The organism is Paenibacillus sp. OK003, assembly GCF_900109515.1.
GTDB classification, from domain to species: domain Bacteria; phylum Bacillota; class Bacilli; order Paenibacillales; family Paenibacillaceae; genus Paenibacillus; species Paenibacillus marchantiae.
On the sequence record NZ_FOBD01000005.1, the window covers coordinates 105087 to 122432 of the forward strand.

11 protein-coding genes are annotated in these 17346 nt (G+C 41.5%); all 11 read left to right on the plus strand.

Annotated elements, in window-relative coordinates; all coding sequences use genetic code 11:
• Positions 1-969 precede the first annotated feature (969 nt).
• Positions 970-2562: a type I restriction-modification system subunit M gene (locus BMW94_RS09140; RefSeq protein ID WP_090997360.1), complete on the plus strand. Its 1593-nt coding sequence runs from the start codon at positions 970-972 to the stop codon at positions 2560-2562.
• The gene (locus tag BMW94_RS09145; RefSeq protein ID WP_090997364.1) at positions 2552-3769 is read left to right on the plus strand and encodes a restriction endonuclease subunit S; all 1218 of its coding nucleotides are present in this window, start codon (positions 2552-2554) and stop codon (positions 3767-3769) included. Before BMW94_RS09140 ends, BMW94_RS09145 begins: the two co-directional genes overlap by 11 nt.
• Positions 3770-3792: 23 nt before the next feature.
• A complete protein-coding gene (locus BMW94_RS09150; protein ID WP_090997368.1) occupies positions 3793-6948 on the plus strand; it encodes a type I restriction endonuclease subunit R in 3156 nt (1051 codons plus the stop codon).
• 334 nt (positions 6949-7282) lie between these two features.
• Positions 7283-7609: a nucleoside triphosphate pyrophosphohydrolase gene (locus BMW94_RS09155; RefSeq protein WP_090997371.1), complete on the plus strand. Its 327-nt coding sequence runs from the start codon at positions 7283-7285 to the stop codon at positions 7607-7609.
• Positions 7593-10028 (plus strand): DEAD/DEAH box helicase family protein, encoded by a 2436-nt coding sequence (locus BMW94_RS09160; RefSeq protein WP_090997374.1) that lies wholly within the window; start codon positions 7593-7595, stop codon positions 10026-10028. Before BMW94_RS09155 ends, BMW94_RS09160 begins: the two co-directional genes overlap by 17 nt.
• Positions 10029-10378: 350 nt before the next feature.
• Positions 10379-11293, plus strand: coding sequence for a hypothetical protein (locus BMW94_RS09165; protein WP_090997377.1), 915 nt, complete (start codon positions 10379-10381; stop codon positions 11291-11293).
• Positions 11294-11532: 239 nt separating this feature from the next.
• The gene (locus BMW94_RS09170; RefSeq protein WP_090997379.1) at positions 11533-13467 is read left to right on the plus strand and encodes a 3'-5' exonuclease; all 1935 of its coding nucleotides are present in this window, start codon (positions 11533-11535) and stop codon (positions 13465-13467) included.
• A gap of 179 nt (positions 13468-13646) precedes the next feature.
• Positions 13647-14387 (plus strand): hypothetical protein, encoded by a 741-nt coding sequence (locus BMW94_RS09175; RefSeq protein ID WP_090997381.1) that lies wholly within the window; start codon positions 13647-13649, stop codon positions 14385-14387.
• Between the two features lie 28 nt (positions 14388-14415).
• Positions 14416-15033 (plus strand): hypothetical protein, encoded by a 618-nt coding sequence (locus BMW94_RS09180; protein WP_090997384.1) that lies wholly within the window; start codon positions 14416-14418, stop codon positions 15031-15033.
• A 158-nt stretch (positions 15034-15191) separates the two neighbouring features.
• A complete protein-coding gene (locus tag BMW94_RS09185; RefSeq protein WP_090997387.1) occupies positions 15192-16487 on the plus strand; it encodes a galactokinase in 1296 nt (431 codons plus the stop codon).
• Between the two features lie 389 nt (positions 16488-16876).
• On the plus strand, positions 16877-17323 hold the full coding sequence (locus tag BMW94_RS09190) for a tellurite resistance TerB family protein (protein WP_090997392.1): 447 nt from the start codon (positions 16877-16879) through the stop codon (positions 17321-17323).
• The last annotated feature ends 23 nt before the right edge of the window (positions 17324-17346 follow it).

Sequence of the window (17346 nt, forward strand, 5' to 3'; positions counted from 1 at the left end):
TAAGATGTTGAAGCGGTTCTTTCAGACAAAATAGGTACTAGGTGAGTAGATGTACTTAAATAAAGTATTACAGATTCACATATGGTAGACAGCAGTTGGAAGTAAACTGAATGTTATTTTCTGGAGTAGGAGCGACTCTTTTGGCACAGTTTGCTTTCGTTATGCTGAGCGTATATACAATATGTCCGACTAGGGTCAATACAAGGAAATTTTGAAATTTTGTATAGGAATACAACTAAACTTTTTATCGAAAATGAATTGTTATTTCATGTAACAGACAGATGGTGGAGTGATTTTAAAGATATACCGATATGATTAAAAGTTGATGATTTAGACGGAAGTCTTATAGGTCTAATTCGAAAAGCTATTCAAAAGATTGTTAGCTGAGGATTGTAATGAGTCATCAAAAGAAGGGATATATAAATTTTTGAGGTTTTGCAAGGCTAACTCAGTAATTCAGTAACATGAAATTTCCAAGCGAAAGTCCATGTCTACTCCTATTCGAGTGGTTGTGGGCTGTTTTTTTATCTTTCGAAGCAATTCACCGCTTTGCAAAATGGTATAATAGTAGAAAGTTGCTGCTCATCCATTCAAAGGGCAACTATTTAGTTGCGTAATTCCACAGTCAGTGAGTGGAGGCGCTTAGTCAATTGATATGCACAACAATAATATCGTGAGAGAAGCAATCTTAGTGGCTTGGAGTGGATAAAGTGAGTGTGTCTTAGCCGTGGATTTGTTTAGGTAAGGGTACTGTTGTTCTAAGTGCAACTTGTTAGAACCTCGTAACATAGATTTGGGGTGGATTCCCATTTGCCAAAAAATGGATATTGGTAATTATCGGTAAAGCTTATTTTACTTTTAAAAAAGCAGCACTCTTTAGCTAAGAAGCAAGTCCAAATTTAAGAGGAACTTTAATTAGAAATATTGAATTAATTAGACCTACAACAATAGACAAGTGAGGACTTTAACATGGCTGAATTAAACTCTAAATTATTTAGTGCTGCAGACAATCTGCGCAGCAAAATGGATGCATCGGAATACAAAAATTACTTATTGGGATTGATCTTCTACAAGTATTTATCCGATAAGTTATTAGAAAAAGTTGTTGAAATCGCCGATGAATCGAAAGAAGAATACAGCACACAAGAAAAACAAACCCAACTGTACAGAAACTTATTAGCGGATAAAGAAGTGGAGAAGGATCTTATTGACACTTTAGTAGATACTTTGGGCTATGATATTGGACCAGATTATTTATTTAATGTACTAACCAATCAGGCTAAACAAAACGTATTTCAGTTAAATGATTTGAATAAAGCTTTTATCGATCTGTCTACAAAGTATGATCAGTTTAATGGATTGTTTGATGATGTCGATCTGACATCCAAAAAACTAGGATCCGATGACCAACAACGAAACATTACCATTACCGAGGTTTTGAAGAAACTAAATGATATTGATGTGATCGGTCATAACGGCGATATCATTGGGGATGCTTATGAGTTTTTGATTAGCCAATTTGCTTCTGAGGCAGGTAAAAAAGCTGGTGAATTTTATACCCCTCACGAAGTCTCTGACATGATGGCTCGTATAGCTGTCATTGGCCAAGAAGACAAAAAATTGTTTAGCGTATTTGACCCGACAATGGGATCTGGTTCCTTGATGCTGAATGTCCGAAATTACCTTAATCATCCGGATAATGTCAAGTATCATGGTCAGGAGCTTAATACAACGACCTATAATCTAGCAAAGATGAATTTGATCTTGCATGGTGTAGATAAGGAAGACATGCGTTTACGCAACGGGGACACTTTGAACAAAGATTGGCCGACAGATGAGCCATATACCTTTGATTCTGTCCTTATGAATCCGCCTTACTCTGCTAATTGGTCTTCAGATGATACATTATTAGATGATTCACGTTTTAATCGGTACGGGAAATTAGCGCCTAAATCCAAAGCAGATTTTGCTTTTCTACTGCACGGGTTCTACCATTTGAAAGATTCCGGAACCATGGCTATCGTTTTACCGCATGGAGTACTTTTCCGTGGAGCTGCAGAAGGGGTGATACGGAAGAAACTATTAGAAGATGGTAGTATTGATACTGTCATTGGTATGCCAGCTAACCTGTTTTACGGGACCTCAATTCCAACAACTGTAATCATTTTAAAGAAAAACCGCACTACTCGTGATGTGTTATTTATTGATGCAAGTCATGAATTCACAAAAGGTAAGAACCAAAACAATCTTTCCAAAAAAAATATTGATAAGATTCTCGAGGCATATAGAAGACGAGAAAATGTCGAGAAATATGCCCATGTCGCTACATTTGAAGAGATTAAGGGCAACGATTTCAATCTAAACATACCTCGATACGTTGATACCTTTAAGGAAGAAGAGCCTGTTGATATGGCGAAGATTGGTTCAACTATTCAAGATATCCGAAAAGAAAAAGAAAAACTCGAATCCAACCTATATAACATGATTTCTTCACTGCAACATGAAGAGGAAAACGCAGAATGGATTAAGGGTGCATTAGAGGTGTTTAAACGTGAAGAATAATCGTAGACCAGAAATTAGATTTCCTGGATATACTGGGGACTGGGATCAGTGTAAAATCGGGGACTTTTTGACAGAAAGTAAACTTCCGGGAACAAATGGTCTTTCAGCAAGGAAATTAACCGTTAAACTTTGGGGGAAAGGCGTCGTTCCAAAAGATGAAATCTATCAAGGAAGCGAAGCAACCAAATACTATACTCGCAAGGCAAGACAATTTATTTATGGGAAATTAGATTTTCTTCATCAAGCTTTTGGAATTATTCCCGATAAGCTAGATGGCTATGAATCAACATTAGATTCACCTGCGTTTGATATCGCAAACAATCTGAACTCATCTTTCTTTCTCGAATATGTATCAAGGAGAGAATTTTATTTATATCAAGGAACAATTGCAAATGGTTCTCGAAAAGCTAAAAGAATTCACTCAGAAACATTTTTTGAGATGCCTCTGATTGTTCCTACAATGGACGAACAATCCGATATAGGATACCTCTTCAAAAATTTAGACGATGCTGTCACTCTTCAACAGCAAGAACTAACCGCCCTTAAACAAACAAAACAGGGATTCTTGCAAAAAATGTTTCCAAAAGAAGGGGAGATCATACCCGAGGTTCGATTCCCAGGGTTTTCTGGTAATTGGAAACAGCAGAAGCTAGAAAGTATTTATGGGAAAATCCGAAATGCTTTTGTTGGTACTGCTACACCTTATTATGTAGAAGATGGTCATTTTTACCTAGAATCAAACAATGTTAAGGATGGACAGATAAATAAAAATACGGAAGTATTCATTAATGATGAATTTTACGAGAAACAAAAAGATAACTGGCTTCATACTGGTGACTTAGTTATGGTCCAATCTGGACACGTTGGTCATACAGCAGTGATTCCAGAAGAATTAGATAATACTGCTGCCCATGCTTTGATTATGTTTTCTAACTATCTAGAAAAAACTGATCCTCACTTCTTAAATTATCAGTTCCAAACCCATAATTCAAAAAAAAAGTTAGGGAATATTACAACAGGAAATACTGTCAAGCATATTTTAGCATCCGAGATGAAAGTCTTTCTGGTTGATATCCCAACATATGAAGAACAACTAGCAATTGGTAACTTTTTCAAATTAATTGATAATACAATAGCCCTTTATCAACGCGAGTTAGAAGATTTAAAAGAAATCAAGAGAGCTTTCATCCAAAAAATGTTTGTCTAATCAACGAGAAGAGAGGGAGAAGCGTGACAAAGATACCCCATAATGATGAAGCTGAAATCGAACGGCGCCTCATTGAAGTGCTTGGCGAAGGACGTAATCAATGGAATTATCGTCCAGACCTAAAATCAGAACAAGACTTATGGAAGAACTTGCGTCAAAAAATTACGCAAAACAACTTATCTGAAATTGGGGAAAACCCTATTTCAGATAAGGAATTTGACACAATTAAAACTGAATTACTACTCAAAACTCAAACCCCCTTTGATGCTGCTAAATGGCTCAAAGGGGAGAATGGAATAGCTCGAATCACTATTGAACGTGAAGATGTATCACTAGGGTCGATGTCGTTAGTGCTCTACTCGAATCAAGACATTGGCGGTGGGATTTCTACATATGAAGTTGTTCATCAGATTGCGAAAAAGAAGATAAACATTGATGAGCGTGATCGCCGGTTTGATGTGACTCTTTTAATTAATGGCCTACCTATTGTTCAAATTGAACTCAAACAAGCTAGCGCCAAGGATGGTGTGTTTCAAGCTTATAATCAAATTAAGAAATACGCAGAGGAAGGAATGTTTCGAGGTAATATTTTCTCCACATTGCAAATCTTTGTCATTTCAAATGAGCAAACCACTCGCTATTTTGCGAATGCTTTACCTAAGTATATGCATAAAAAACTTATTTTCGGTTGGCGGACAACGGAAAATCGAAAAGTAGAAAATCTCTATGAATTTGTAAAACAGGTCTTAAATATTCCGGATGCGCATCGTTTGATCGCCAATTACACCATTGTGAGTGAAGATCAAGATAACAAAGCCTTAATGGTGTTGCAGCCGTATCAAATCCATGCGATCGAAGCTTTATTTACTGCTGCCATGAAACATCAATCTGGTCATATATGGCATGCGACCGGGTCAGGGAAAACATTGACCAGCTTTGTTTCTACGAAGTTATTGGCTCGTAAGCCCGGTGTAGATCGTACCATTATGCTCATTGACCGAAAAGACTTAGATAGCCAAACCACGACGGAGTTTACTAAATTTGCTTCTGAATATAATACAGGTATTTCTTCAGGTCATGTGAGGTCGAACAGTTTAATTGTTGGAACCGGAAGTGCGAAGGATCTGAGCCAAACTTTACTATCGGATGCCAATTCTAATGTCGTGATCATCACGACTCGTCAAAAATTAGAGGCAGCCTTACGCTATGCTGAGAAGCAAGAAGAACAAAAAGGCACCCAGCGTTTCAAGAAGCTTCTGGGGCAGCACATTGTGTTTGTGGTTGATGAATGCCACCGGGCGCTAAGTGCAGAAGGGATGGAATCTATTAAGGAATTCTTCCCCAATTCAACATGGTTTGGTTTCACAGGCACACCGATATTGAAGGAAAATAAAAAGCAGTCTAAAGGACAACTAGCTCGTACCACACATGATCAGTATGGAGAAGTCTTACATACTTATACGATTAAGAATGCTTTGGATGACGGGGCTGTATTGGGATTTCAGGTAGAGCATGAGGATACAATTGAGCCTACTTCGTTAAATAATTATATTTTTAATCAACTTCGTATAAAGTTCCCTGATGACAGTGATGATGATATTAATGAACGAATCGATCAAATGGAAGGAATAGAAAAGGAGTCTTATCTTGATCCTTCCACATTTGAAAGTGATGAACATATCGAGAAGGTAATCCATAAGATCTTCCGGCCCGATAATGCCTACATCAAATTTGATTTTCAAAATGGCCGCCCGCAAAAGTCTGCGATCTTAACCACAAGCTCTATTGATATGGCCAAACGGTATTACCAGGCGATTAAAGAGATGACTCAGGATCCTGAATGGTTAACGAAAGAATTTGCAGGACAACCAATTCGAACAGGCCGTACCATTGAGGATCCAGACTTCCCTCGGATTGCCATCACCTATTCGATGCAGGAAAATGAAGAGAATTCCAAACAAATTCAAGATGAGATGAAGGGAGTAATAAACGATTATAACAATTACTATCGTACAGCTTGGTCTATAGAGGATATTGAACGATATAATGGCGATATCAATAATCGGTTAGCCCGAAAAAAAGCGGAATTTAAACAACTTGGAAAACAGATTGACCTGGTCATTGTTGTAGATCGCCTGTTGACTGGATTTGATGCACCAACGATCCAAACGTTATTTGTGGATCGGAATTTGAGTTACGCGAATTTGATCCAAGCCTTTTCTCGGACGAATCGTACTTACCCGGATAAGAAAAAAGGGTTGATTGTCACTTTCCGAAAGCCTGCGACAATGGAGAAAAATGTGGAGGATGCCACGAAGTTGTATTCACATGCACAAGAGGAATCTACGCTTGTATATCCAACTTATGGTGAATCCAAGGAACGCTTCCAAAAAGCTCACAAAAAGCTAACAAAACTAGTTCCAGATCCAAGTGACATCAACGAACATTCAGCCCTAGAAACCCGAATTGAATTTGTAAAGGCATTCCAGGAGTTAAACAACGCCTTTGAAGCATTGGTCACCTACGATGATTACAACGATGAAATGGAGAAATCAACGATACTTCAAGAACAGGCGAAGACTCTAGAAGAATACATTGGCATTTATAATACGGTTAAGGGATCATTACTCGCTGAAGGTGATGATAACGAAGGATTACCTCCCAACTTTTCAGACATTGAATTTTATGGGGATAACACGATTAAAATCTATGATATTGACTCAACTTATATTGACCGATTACTAGAATCCTACTTGGCCAATAATCAAAATATCCGTGACGAGATCGAAAAAGCTCTCCAAAAACTGAAAAAATCAGAAATGGTTAAGGATGTATATCGGGCCATTTTAAATGCGATTGACACCAAAGAGGTAGACACGGAGGAAGATATTCTTGTTGTGAAGAGGAGATTTTTCAAGAACGCTCGCAACACAGCAATTCATGAATTTGCACAAACTTGGTTTGTGGAGGAAAATGAACTTTATTTATCTGCGGTTCAATACGTCATAGGCATGGATCCAATCCCAAATATCGGAGGAATCATTGATAGTAAGCAGTTTGATAAGTATAAAGCTATACATCCAGATGCTAAGCCATTGAAATACGCACCAGAAATGAAGCGTCAATGGAAGATTGCCTTAGATGAAGTTATTGTGCCGTTGGATGATGAATTGCGCTAGATTCACTCGTCTCCTGCTGGTAATTTTTTTACTATATCAGAAGCAATGAGGTAAAGGGTGCGTTAGTAATTACTTTGCTTCACAACAGAAATGGTGAGTAGATATAGACGAGAATCCTTCTGATCTAGAGAGGATTCGAAAATAGAAAATACTCAAACTCATAATCGCCCATTTCAACTCGTATATAAGTTGGAATGGGTTTTTTAATTAACCACAAATGATACTCCAACACTTTACAAAATCAACCGTTCCCCATAGCAAATGGTATAATGGCAAAAAGGAGATTCTGGCGCGAGGCTTGAAGGCTCTCACAGCAGAAAGGATGTTATACCACATGCCTACATATAACAAATTGGTGCGGGACAAGATTCCGCATATTATCACATCCAGTGGCAAGGAATGCCGCACACGCATTCTGGACCCTGAGGAATATAAGCAAGAACTAAGAACGAAGCTGCAAGAAGAATCGGATGAGTACATGAGTGCAGGAACCGATCAGGAAGCGGTAGAAGAACTAGCCGACATGCTGGAGGTCATCCGGGCGCTGGCGGAGGTGCATGGAGCGAATGCGGCACAGCTGGATAAGCTTCGGGCAGACAAAGCCGAGGCGCGCGGTGGATTTCAGGAGAGAGTGTATCTGATCGATGTCGACGAAGCTTAACGTTAAACTCATTACAGATAACTTGGCAGACGAACTGATTGCCCGGATGCAGCATGCATCCGGGATTTATATTATGACGTCCTTTATTATGCAGTCTGGGGTGAAGCTGCTTGCCCCGCATTTGAAGTTGGCAGCAGAACGTGGGGCAGAAGTAAGGATGCTCGCGGGAGACTATCTGTATATCACACAGCCCGAAGGTTTGCGGGCACTCTGTGAGGTTGATCCACGAATTGAAGCGCGGCTGTGGCGAAGTATGGGGACTTCTTTTCACCCGAAAGCGTATCTGTTCGATCATGACAACGGGGAAGGACTACTGATCGTTGGCTCGTCCAACTTTTCGTTCACTGCGCTGAAGACGGGGTATGAATGGAATCTCGCGATGAATGCGGAGGCGGAGCCGTATACGTTTCAGATGGCGTTGGACAAGTTCATGCAGAGCTTCTACCACGAGACGACCCTGCCGGTGAACCCGGATTCGATTGAACTGTATGAGGAAGAGTACCGCAAATATCACCAGAAGAACCCGGAGATGATCCAGCGAATCACGGAGATGGAAGAAGCCGAATATGGCACAGGTCTACCGGAGGACAAAGAGGAAGAAACCGCCGAGCTGTCGCTGGTGCCGATTCAACCGCGCTTTGCGCAGTTGGATGCCCTCGAAGCACTCCATGGCACGATGGAGGAGCAGTACGACAAGGCGATGGTCGTCATGGCGACCGGGCTTGGCAAAACGTATCTGGCGGGTTTCTTCGCCCAGCGGTTCCAGCGGGTGTTGTTTGTGGCGCATCGGGAAGAGATTCTGTTCCAGGCGAAGAAATCTTTTCAACGGATCATGCCGGAGCGCAGTCATGGGATCTATAACGGACAGTATAAGGATGGAACCGCGGATTGTGTGTATGCTTCGATCTTTACGCTGAGTATGCAGAAGCACCGGGATGGTTTTGCGGTGGATGCATTTGATCTGATCGTGGTGGACGAATTCCATCATGCGGCGGCGAAGACGTATATGTCGGTGATTGAGCATTTTCAGCCGAAGTTCTTGCTGGGCATTACGGCAACTCCGGATCGACTGGATGGCAAAGATGTGTATGCGCTCTGTGATGGGAATGTGGCGTACCAGATGCATTTTATTGAAGCGATCCGGCGAGGTTGGCTGGCGCCATTTCAATATTACGGAGTATTCGACGATACGGATTATTCCCAGATTCGCTGGATCGGGACAAAATATGATGAAGAACAGCTCATGGCCGTTCAACTGCAAGAGGAGCATGTGGAAACGATCTATGAAGCCTGGCGGCGGCACAAGCAGACGAGAACGATTGGCTTTTGCTCGTCGATCCGGCAGGCGGATTATTTGGCTGCGTATTTTCGAAGTCAGGGCGTGAAGGTACTCAGCTTGCATTCGCGTACAACGGAGATGTCGCGGGAGGAAGCCATTCGCCAGCTTGATGCGGGCGATCTGGAGGTTGTGCTGACGGTGGATCTGTTCAATGAGGGGACGGATATTCCGCGTGTGGACACGCTGCTCTTTGTGCGTCCAACGGAGTCACTCACGGTGTTTACCCAGCAAGTGGGTCGCGGTCTGCGGCTGGCGGAGGGCAAATCGCATTGTGTCATCATCGACCTGATCGGGAATTACCGCAATGCGGATGTGAAGCTGAGTTTGCTGGATGTGCGCGGGGAGCTGGAGGGAACCGCGAAAGACCGGGATTCGGCTGTACCGGAAGTTCCAGACAACTGCGGGATTCATCTGGAGACCCGAGTGGTGAATCTGCTTCAGGAGCTAAGCCGCAAACGGCTGCCACGGCGAGAGAAGCTGCATCAGGATTTTCTGGATGTGAAACGAGAGCTGGGGCGTATTCCGACGTATCTGGAGCTGCATCTGATGGGACGTTCGAAGAGTATCGGGTACCGGAGTGAATTTGGTTCGTATGTTGGGTTTCTGTATTGGGCGGAGCTGCTGTCCCCATATGAGGGAGAGATGTACGTCCGGCATGAGGCGTGGCTGCGTGATGTGGAGAAGACAATCATGAACAAAAGCTACAAAATGATCGTGCTGCTGTACATGCTGGAGCGAGGAGAAGCGCACTGGATGGATTCGATCACACCGGGAGAGATGGCAAGGTTCTTCCATACGTACCTGACGGAGAAGGAGTACCGGAAACGGAAAGACTTTTCAGACAAGGACAAGCAAGCGCTCTGGGGATGGAACGAGAAAACGGCAGCTGAAGTCGAGAAGCTGATCGTTGATATGCCGATGTCCAAGTGGAGCGGGGCGAAGGGTAGTATGACCCGTTTCGAGGATGGTGTGTTCTCGCTGAATGTGCAGGTGGAGGATGCAGAGGAACGGGCGCTACTGTATCGTTGGACGAAGGAGATTTGTTTGTATCGTTTGCATACGTATTTTGAGCGGGGGTAATCCTCTATTGAGATTCATTGAAGTTGTTTAATAAAGGATAAGTGGCAACGAAGCTGGTAAGACCCTTGCTTTGTTGCCACTTATATTTTTTTAATCGATTCATAACGATTAATTTGCTTATCAATCTAGTTTTTAAATTCATAGATAGCCAGAATTATAATAGCAATTAGTGCAATAAGAAAAAAAATAAAAAGAGTAATTAAAAGTCCGTAACCGAGTACAGAGGCTAACTTAGTGATTAATTTTTTCATAAAAATCAACCTTTCTATTATAGGTAAATTTTACAAATTATTTTATATATGATAATATCATACATGTAAATAAATAACATATAAAGAAGGGGAAGTGAGATGAATAATTCTAGTAAGCTACTAAAACCAGTACTTGCATTCTCGTTACTGTCTGCAGCATTTATGCCATATGCTCTTTCTAGCAATACTACTTATGCAGACCCCCTCTCAGTCGAAGCATCAACTTCTATCACGAATGGCGTAAATAATGCCTGGACAGATGGTACTGTAAATAATGAACAGCTGAAAGAAGAAGCAGATTTATCGACTTGGAATATAAGATATGATGATGAGGCAAAGACGGTATTGAAAAGTATCAAAAGCAACAATACTTCTGCTTTAAAAGCTCAGGCTCAACAAGAGGCTGAGGCCAAATTTTTGGAAGAAGTTCAACAATTCCAGTCTTCTACAAATGCCAATGATCAATTGAATTTTGCAGCGGCAGCAGAAAAAACAAAAGCACAGTATCGTTCTGATTTTAATTTGGTAGCGCTATCACTAGGCTCTTTCTCTTGCCCTTTTGCAGGACAGGCTCTTAAAAATTCGCTTCAAGACTCTCCTTCAGCACTCGATTATGCTGCAGGCAGCAGTCGTTCAAATGCATGGTCACTAACTTCAGCTTACACTACAGTTTCAATACCTATTGCCAAAGCGATTGATAATGCAAATGCTGCTGGGAAAACATTTGTTTCTGGTGATTCCAGTGTTGCTACAAGCGCTGGAAATGCGGGTTTGGATTTTTATCTGGCTCTGGGTAAAGTTACTGTTAGTTGGGCAGCTGAAAAAGTGAGTGGAAGCTGGAAAGTATATATTCATACTTATGATAAGTATGATTTTCAAGATAAAACCGTTCCAAGCAGCTTCCCGAACAACATAATCACTATTGCAAACAATGAAGGTGCTAAAGCTCAAGCAGCCGGAGCTATTGTTCCTTATTTCATTCACATCTATACTCAACAGAATTACAAACCTTAAATTGGAATTGGTACTTATTAGTATATAACAACTAGAAATGAGTTTAGTTTCCCATTTATAACAAAAGAGTGACTCTGAACTTCGGAGTCTCTCTTTTTTGCTTTAGCGCCCGATAGATTCGTTTGCAACGAATACTGTTTCGAGAAAAGTTCCATATATAAAATTACTTGTGGAAAATTGTGGTTTTATGTTGAATAATATACTTATAGCAATTATAGATTTGACTAGGAGCGATTAGCATGGCAAATACAGTACCAGAGGCTATCCCGAAGAAAGCGACTGCAGGAGAAAGATTATTGTTTGAGACTTTAAAGAAACATCTCCCTGATGACTACATCGTGTATTATGAACCTGACATTCGCGGAAGACGACCGGATTTTGTCATTATCGGGCCAGATTTAGGTTTGCTTGTACTAGAAGTGAAGGATTATACCAAAGGCACACTGCATCAGGTAAATCGGGATGAATGGACTTTACACACTACGGCAGGTGAGACGACTACTGAACCGAGTCCACTGAAGCAAGCAAGAGGTTACGCATTCCTCATAGCGGATCAATTGAAGAAGGATAAGAATCTGATCAAAGAGGGAACGCCAGGATATTTGAAATTCAATTATGGATATGGTGTTGTTTTCACCCGGTTGAAGCAAAAGGACTTTCTACATATGGATTTATACAGTGTTATGGATCCGGTGTTTGTGCTGACCAGAGAAGAGGTCAATCCGGAGGATGAAGATTTCTCGGAAGAAATTCTGATTGAGAAGCTTCTGCACATGTTTACGGTGCCTACCCGGAACCGATATAGCTTGACCCATGACGATATACAAGCAATTCGTTACCATCTGTTCCCCGAAGTGCGGATTAGTGCGGAGCGCAAAGAAATCGTGCCTCATCAGGACCAGCTATTGTTATCCTTGCATAACATCAAGACGATGGATCTGCATCAGGAAAAGATGGCGAAGCAGGTTGGAGACAAGCACCGCTTAATCCGCGGAGTTGCGGGTAGCGGTAAAACGCTGGTGCTTGTCAGTCGGGCGCGGATGCTGGCGAAGGCCAATCCAGACTGGGACATTCTTGTACTTTGTTATGGATCAACCTTATCCCAATACTTGAGACAGGCCATTGTGCAGAAGATGGCAGAGCCTGAGGATTTATTTGATTTTGCAGATAATGATGGGGGTTCTATTCTTGGATCCAATATTCAGGTGAGTACGTTCCATTCGTGGCTCGGCAAGCAATTTCGGATTATGGACAAGAAGTTGCCAGCCTTGCTGGAGAAGATGGAGCAGGGCATACAAGAGTTGCCGAAATATGATGCAATATTGATTGACGAGGGTCAGGATTTCGAACCGGATTGGTTGAAGTTGGTGAGTGCTTGTCTCAATGAGGAGACGCAGTCGCTCTTGCTTGTGGAGGATCGGGCGCAAACGATTTTCAAACGAAAAAACAGTTTGGCTCAAGATACGGGACTGGACTTCCGTGGCCGCTCCAAAATTCTGACGATCAATTATAGGAACACGGCACAGATCGTGCAATTTGCGTGGGATTTTTACAAGGAACACTCCAGGTTACAGCATAAAGTCATTAGCACTGCGACAGACGGAATCGAGATTATACCGCCTCAGTTCACAAAACGCAAAGGACCAGAGCCTCTGATCTATCAAAGCCAAAGCACGCAGGCGGAGATGGCGTTTGTAGCCAAGCGTATTGACTTTTTAAGACGAGAGAAATCATTGTCTCTGAAAGATATAGCCATCTTGTATAGAGTCCAGGAATTTAATGGGGTCAATATTATTGGTGAGATGGAGCATGTGTTAGGTGACAATAACCTTCCGTATAATTGGGTGACCAGAGATGACCAGAGCAAGAAGAACTTCGATCGGGAAGAGGACAGCATTAAAATATTGACGATTGATAGTGCGAAGGGGCTGGATTTCAGAGCTGTATTTATCATTGCCATTGAAACGATGCCACGCAAGCCGGGAAAAGCAGAAGAAGTGGATGAACGTGAAGTATCCCGTTTTTACATTGGAATGACAAGAGCCTTGGAATGGCTGTTCCTGAGCTACTCTGGTGAATCCCGATTCACGCAATATCTGGATGCGGTTCAGCAGCAACGAACGGAAAGGAAAATGGATAGGGCGGTAAGCAAAGGGCAATCGCATGTGCTTTGAACAATATGTAAATAATATTTACACATAATATACATGAACAATACTGAAAAAACGTATCTTCCATACATATGCAATGGAAATACGTTTTTTCACTATGTTACCTTGTAGGTAAAAATGGATATATTTGTAGTACAATTCATTTGGTTCTGGATCGAAACCATGCGCAAAAGAGGAGTGCTATGAAAAAGAAAATGTTCTTTTTGCTACTAGTTATAGTACTCGTTACTTCAGCGGTAATTATGATATGGTTTTCTGGGTTAGAAACTCCCGAATATCATGTGAAAAATGATAACGATAACAATTCCACAGGTATGCATAACCAAGCATCATCATTACCTAACATCATTGAAATCATGAATGAAGAAGCGGCCCTACAATTATCTCTTAACGATGTCCCAGAGTATAAGCGCTACCTGATGAACGAACCGGACTTCCAAACTGAAATAGATCGTACACAATTGGAGGTATTGGAGGTGCCTTCTTCGGAAACATATTCGATGCTAAAGTATGGATGTGGAACCAAAGCCTGCTCTACCCTTTTGGTGAAAATTGATGGTAGAGAGACCCATAGCTTACCGATGCCTGAGGGCATTTTACAAGATTATAAACTTTCCTCTGACTATCAGCAGGTGTTAATTCGGTATGCTTATGATGAAGGCGGTCTGGTTAAGAGACAAATCCTTGTTGCCGTGGATCTCAAAAAATTAGAAATCATCCCATATGCATCAACTGAATTTGAAGAAACATTCATGTTGAAACCGACCTGGCCCATCATCTCTTATGAATGGATAGACAATAACCATTTCACGATTGAAACAGCGGCATTAGAAACAAGCGAATATAACGTACTTAAGGATTGGTTTGATTCTAATGATCGTGAAACGAGGAAGGTAACCATTCGGTTAAATTCATTGGATTAATTTTTGTTAATCAGAAACAAATTCAAAATTGAAATTAATCGGATCTTCTGAGGATGAACAAGTAAAACTTTATGCATATAAAGCAATGGAAGATGCAACTGAAAGAGTAACTCTAGATATAAATGGGCGCACAAAAGAATTTGATTGGAGCATCTCTCATTATTCTGGAACGGAGCCTCAGTTATATTATACCGATCTTACCGGTGATGGTAAGGAAGAGGCTATAATAATCATTCAGATTGGCCGAGGGACAGGCTTGAATATCTATGAAATTCATGTCGTTAACTCCGATAACTTATCTGAAATTAAAGTACAGCGTTATGAGGATATTGTTGCTGAGCATATTGAATCGCGTGTATCTAAAAATGATGATGGCACATTAGCGATTACAGCGAATTCACAAGGACAAGTAGATAACTTCAATTATGATTTTGATCCAGCACCAGACTACCATCAAGATGAGCTTGCTTTCGGCGGTATAATTATTTATACATTGGATAATCACAAAATAAAATTAAGTCTCCCTGGCTCTATTGGTATATCTCCTACATATGTGTGTGACTTCAATATCACGTATACCTTCAATAAAGCCGACAATGAATTTATTGTGGATCAGATTGAAGTTAAACCTATGGAATTAAGATAAAATGTCTTCAAAAAGCGCTTACAAACTTGCAATTCTACCCTACCTTTTACGAAACGAAGCTGAGATAATGGGAGAGTAAAGGGGCATAGATTGTTCCCCGTATTGTTCATCATCTACGTCAAAAAAATAAATGCTGCATATCCATAGGAGGATTATCAATGACTACTCAACCACTGGAACTGATCCAGTCTACTTCAGGCCAAGCGCTGCTTGCCCAAATGTACGGTCAGCAACAATTAGAAGAACAGACTGCACGTTACACAAAGCTCAATGAATCATTCGAACAGTATTTTGGCGTACAAGAGGGCAGCAAATTGTTCAGTGCGGCTGGACGAAGCGAAATTGGCGGCAACCACACGGATCATAATCATGGCAAGGTGCTCGCGGGAAGTATTACGCTGGATACGATAGCGGTGGCTGCGCCAACTACGGATTCGATTATTACCTTTTATTCAGAAGGCTATGAACAGAAATATGTAATCGATCTCACAGATATGGCATCGAAGGCTGAGGACGACGGCACTACGGCGTTGATTCGTGGTATGGCTGCGGGATTTGGGCAGTTCGGATACAAAGTGGGCGGCTTCCAGGCGTACATCTCCAGTAACGTGTTCTCGGCGTCCGGGCTGAGCTCGTCGGCATCGTTCGAGATGCTGATTTGTACGATTCTGAATCATTTTTACAATGAGGGCACATTAGATGTGGTGGTCATGTCCAAGATTGGTCAGTATGCGGAGAACCATTATTGGAATAAACCATCCGGTCTGCTGGATCAGATGGCTTGTGCCTATGGAGGGCTGATTGCGATTGATTTTGAGAACCCGGCCGAGCCTGTAATTGAGCCTGTACAATGGGATTTCCAACAAAACGGTTACTCCTTGGTCATTGTAAACACAGGTGGGAATCACGCGGATCTGACGGAGGATTATGCTGCAGTACCTTATGAGATGAGAGCGGTTGCCAAAGCTCTGGGCAGCGAATATGTCCGCGAAATCACGGCCGAGGCGATTTATGCCAATATAAAGCAGGTACGTGAAGCAGCGGGGGATCGTGCGGTACTGCGTGCGCTGCATTTCTTGGAGGAAAACAATCGGGTGGACGGTCAGGTACAGGCCTTGCGGGAAGGGCGTTTTGCTGATTTCCTGAATTTGATTACGGCATCCGGGAACTCATCCTGGAAGTGGCTCCAGAATGTATATCAGAGTGGTTCGGTGAAGGAACAGGAGATTGGTATCGCACTGGCGTTAACTGAAAATTATCTGCAAAAGCTGGGTGATGGCGCTTGCCGTATACACGGCGGTGGATTTGCAGGGGTCATTCTGACGATTCTTCCCAACGAAAAGGTTGAGGAGTATATGTCCTGGATGCACGGCATGCTGGATACACCAATTATTGTGGTTAATGTGCGAGCGCAGGGTGCTGTGTGCTTGAATGAATTGCTAGATCGTTGTTAAACTAGATGTATGAAGGTATACGAATTTAACAGTCTTTATAAATGCATAAATGTGCATTGCTATTGGTATGTAAAATGTATAATATGGATTAAAAGTGAAGAACATCCTCCTGAAACAAGACTATTTGGGGGTTGTTCTTTTTCTTTTTGTCGAAAATTGTAATTAAATGTAGAACATTAAAAAAATAGATCATATCTCTTTATGGATAAATTAATGGTATAGAAGTGATTTTTGTTTTTATATGTAGAAAAATGACAAAATATAGAGTATAGTAAAGGGATAATTTAACTATTTTTTTTCTATGAATTGGGATGTAAAAACGATTGTTGGATTTTGCTAGTTTATAAAGGAAGTTGAAGTGAAATGAATCTAGTAACGGAGGATATAGAATGAGCTCATTCAGAAATTGGCTTAACTCGACGAAACAGGGTCTTGAGGACCAGGTTAAACGATTCAAGAACAAGGATTTTATGGACGCTGTAGTGGCAGGCTGTGCCTTGGTTGCTTTTGCGGATGGAAGCGTAGATGCTTCGGAGAAGAACAAGATGGCGGGATACATAAATCTGAGTCAGGAATTGAAAGTGTTTGATATGACGGTTGTCATTGAACGTTTCAACCATTATGTCAATAACTTTGAGTTTTCGCCCGAGATCGGGAAACAGGAAGCCTTGAAGGCTATTGCAAAGTTTAAGTCGAAGCCGGAAGTCGGCCGTGTCATTGTAGGTGTGTGTAGTGCGATTGGTGCTGCTGATGGCAACTTTGATGATCAAGAGCGAAGAGTTGTAGGTGAAATTTGCACAGTTCTTGGGTTGAATCCGGGTGAATTCAGTCTGTAATCACCCTGACATCTGAAGCTGAA

Bases quoted from the DNA above. Each gene is read 5' to 3' on its own strand.
- BMW94_RS09155 (WP_090997371.1), top strand. From the start codon at position 7,283: ATGCCTACATATAACAAATTGGTGCGGGACAAGATTCCGCATATTATC.
- BMW94_RS09185 (WP_090997387.1), top strand. From the start codon at position 15,192: ATGACTACTCAACCACTGGAACTGATCCAGTCTACTTCAGGCCAAGCG.
- BMW94_RS09140 (WP_090997360.1), top strand. From the start codon at position 970: ATGGCTGAATTAAACTCTAAATTATTTAGTGCTGCAGACAATCTGCGC.
- BMW94_RS09190 (WP_090997392.1), top strand. From the start codon at position 16,877: ATGAGCTCATTCAGAAATTGGCTTAACTCGACGAAACAGGGTCTTGAG.
- BMW94_RS09170 (WP_090997379.1), top strand. From the start codon at position 11,533: ATGGCAAATACAGTACCAGAGGCTATCCCGAAGAAAGCGACTGCAGGA.
- BMW94_RS09160 (WP_090997374.1), top strand. From the start codon at position 7,593: ATGTCGACGAAGCTTAACGTTAAACTCATTACAGATAACTTGGCAGAC.
- BMW94_RS09165 (WP_090997377.1), top strand. From the start codon at position 10,379: ATGAATAATTCTAGTAAGCTACTAAAACCAGTACTTGCATTCTCGTTA.
- BMW94_RS09175 (WP_090997381.1), top strand. From the start codon at position 13,647: ATGAAAAAGAAAATGTTCTTTTTGCTACTAGTTATAGTACTCGTTACT.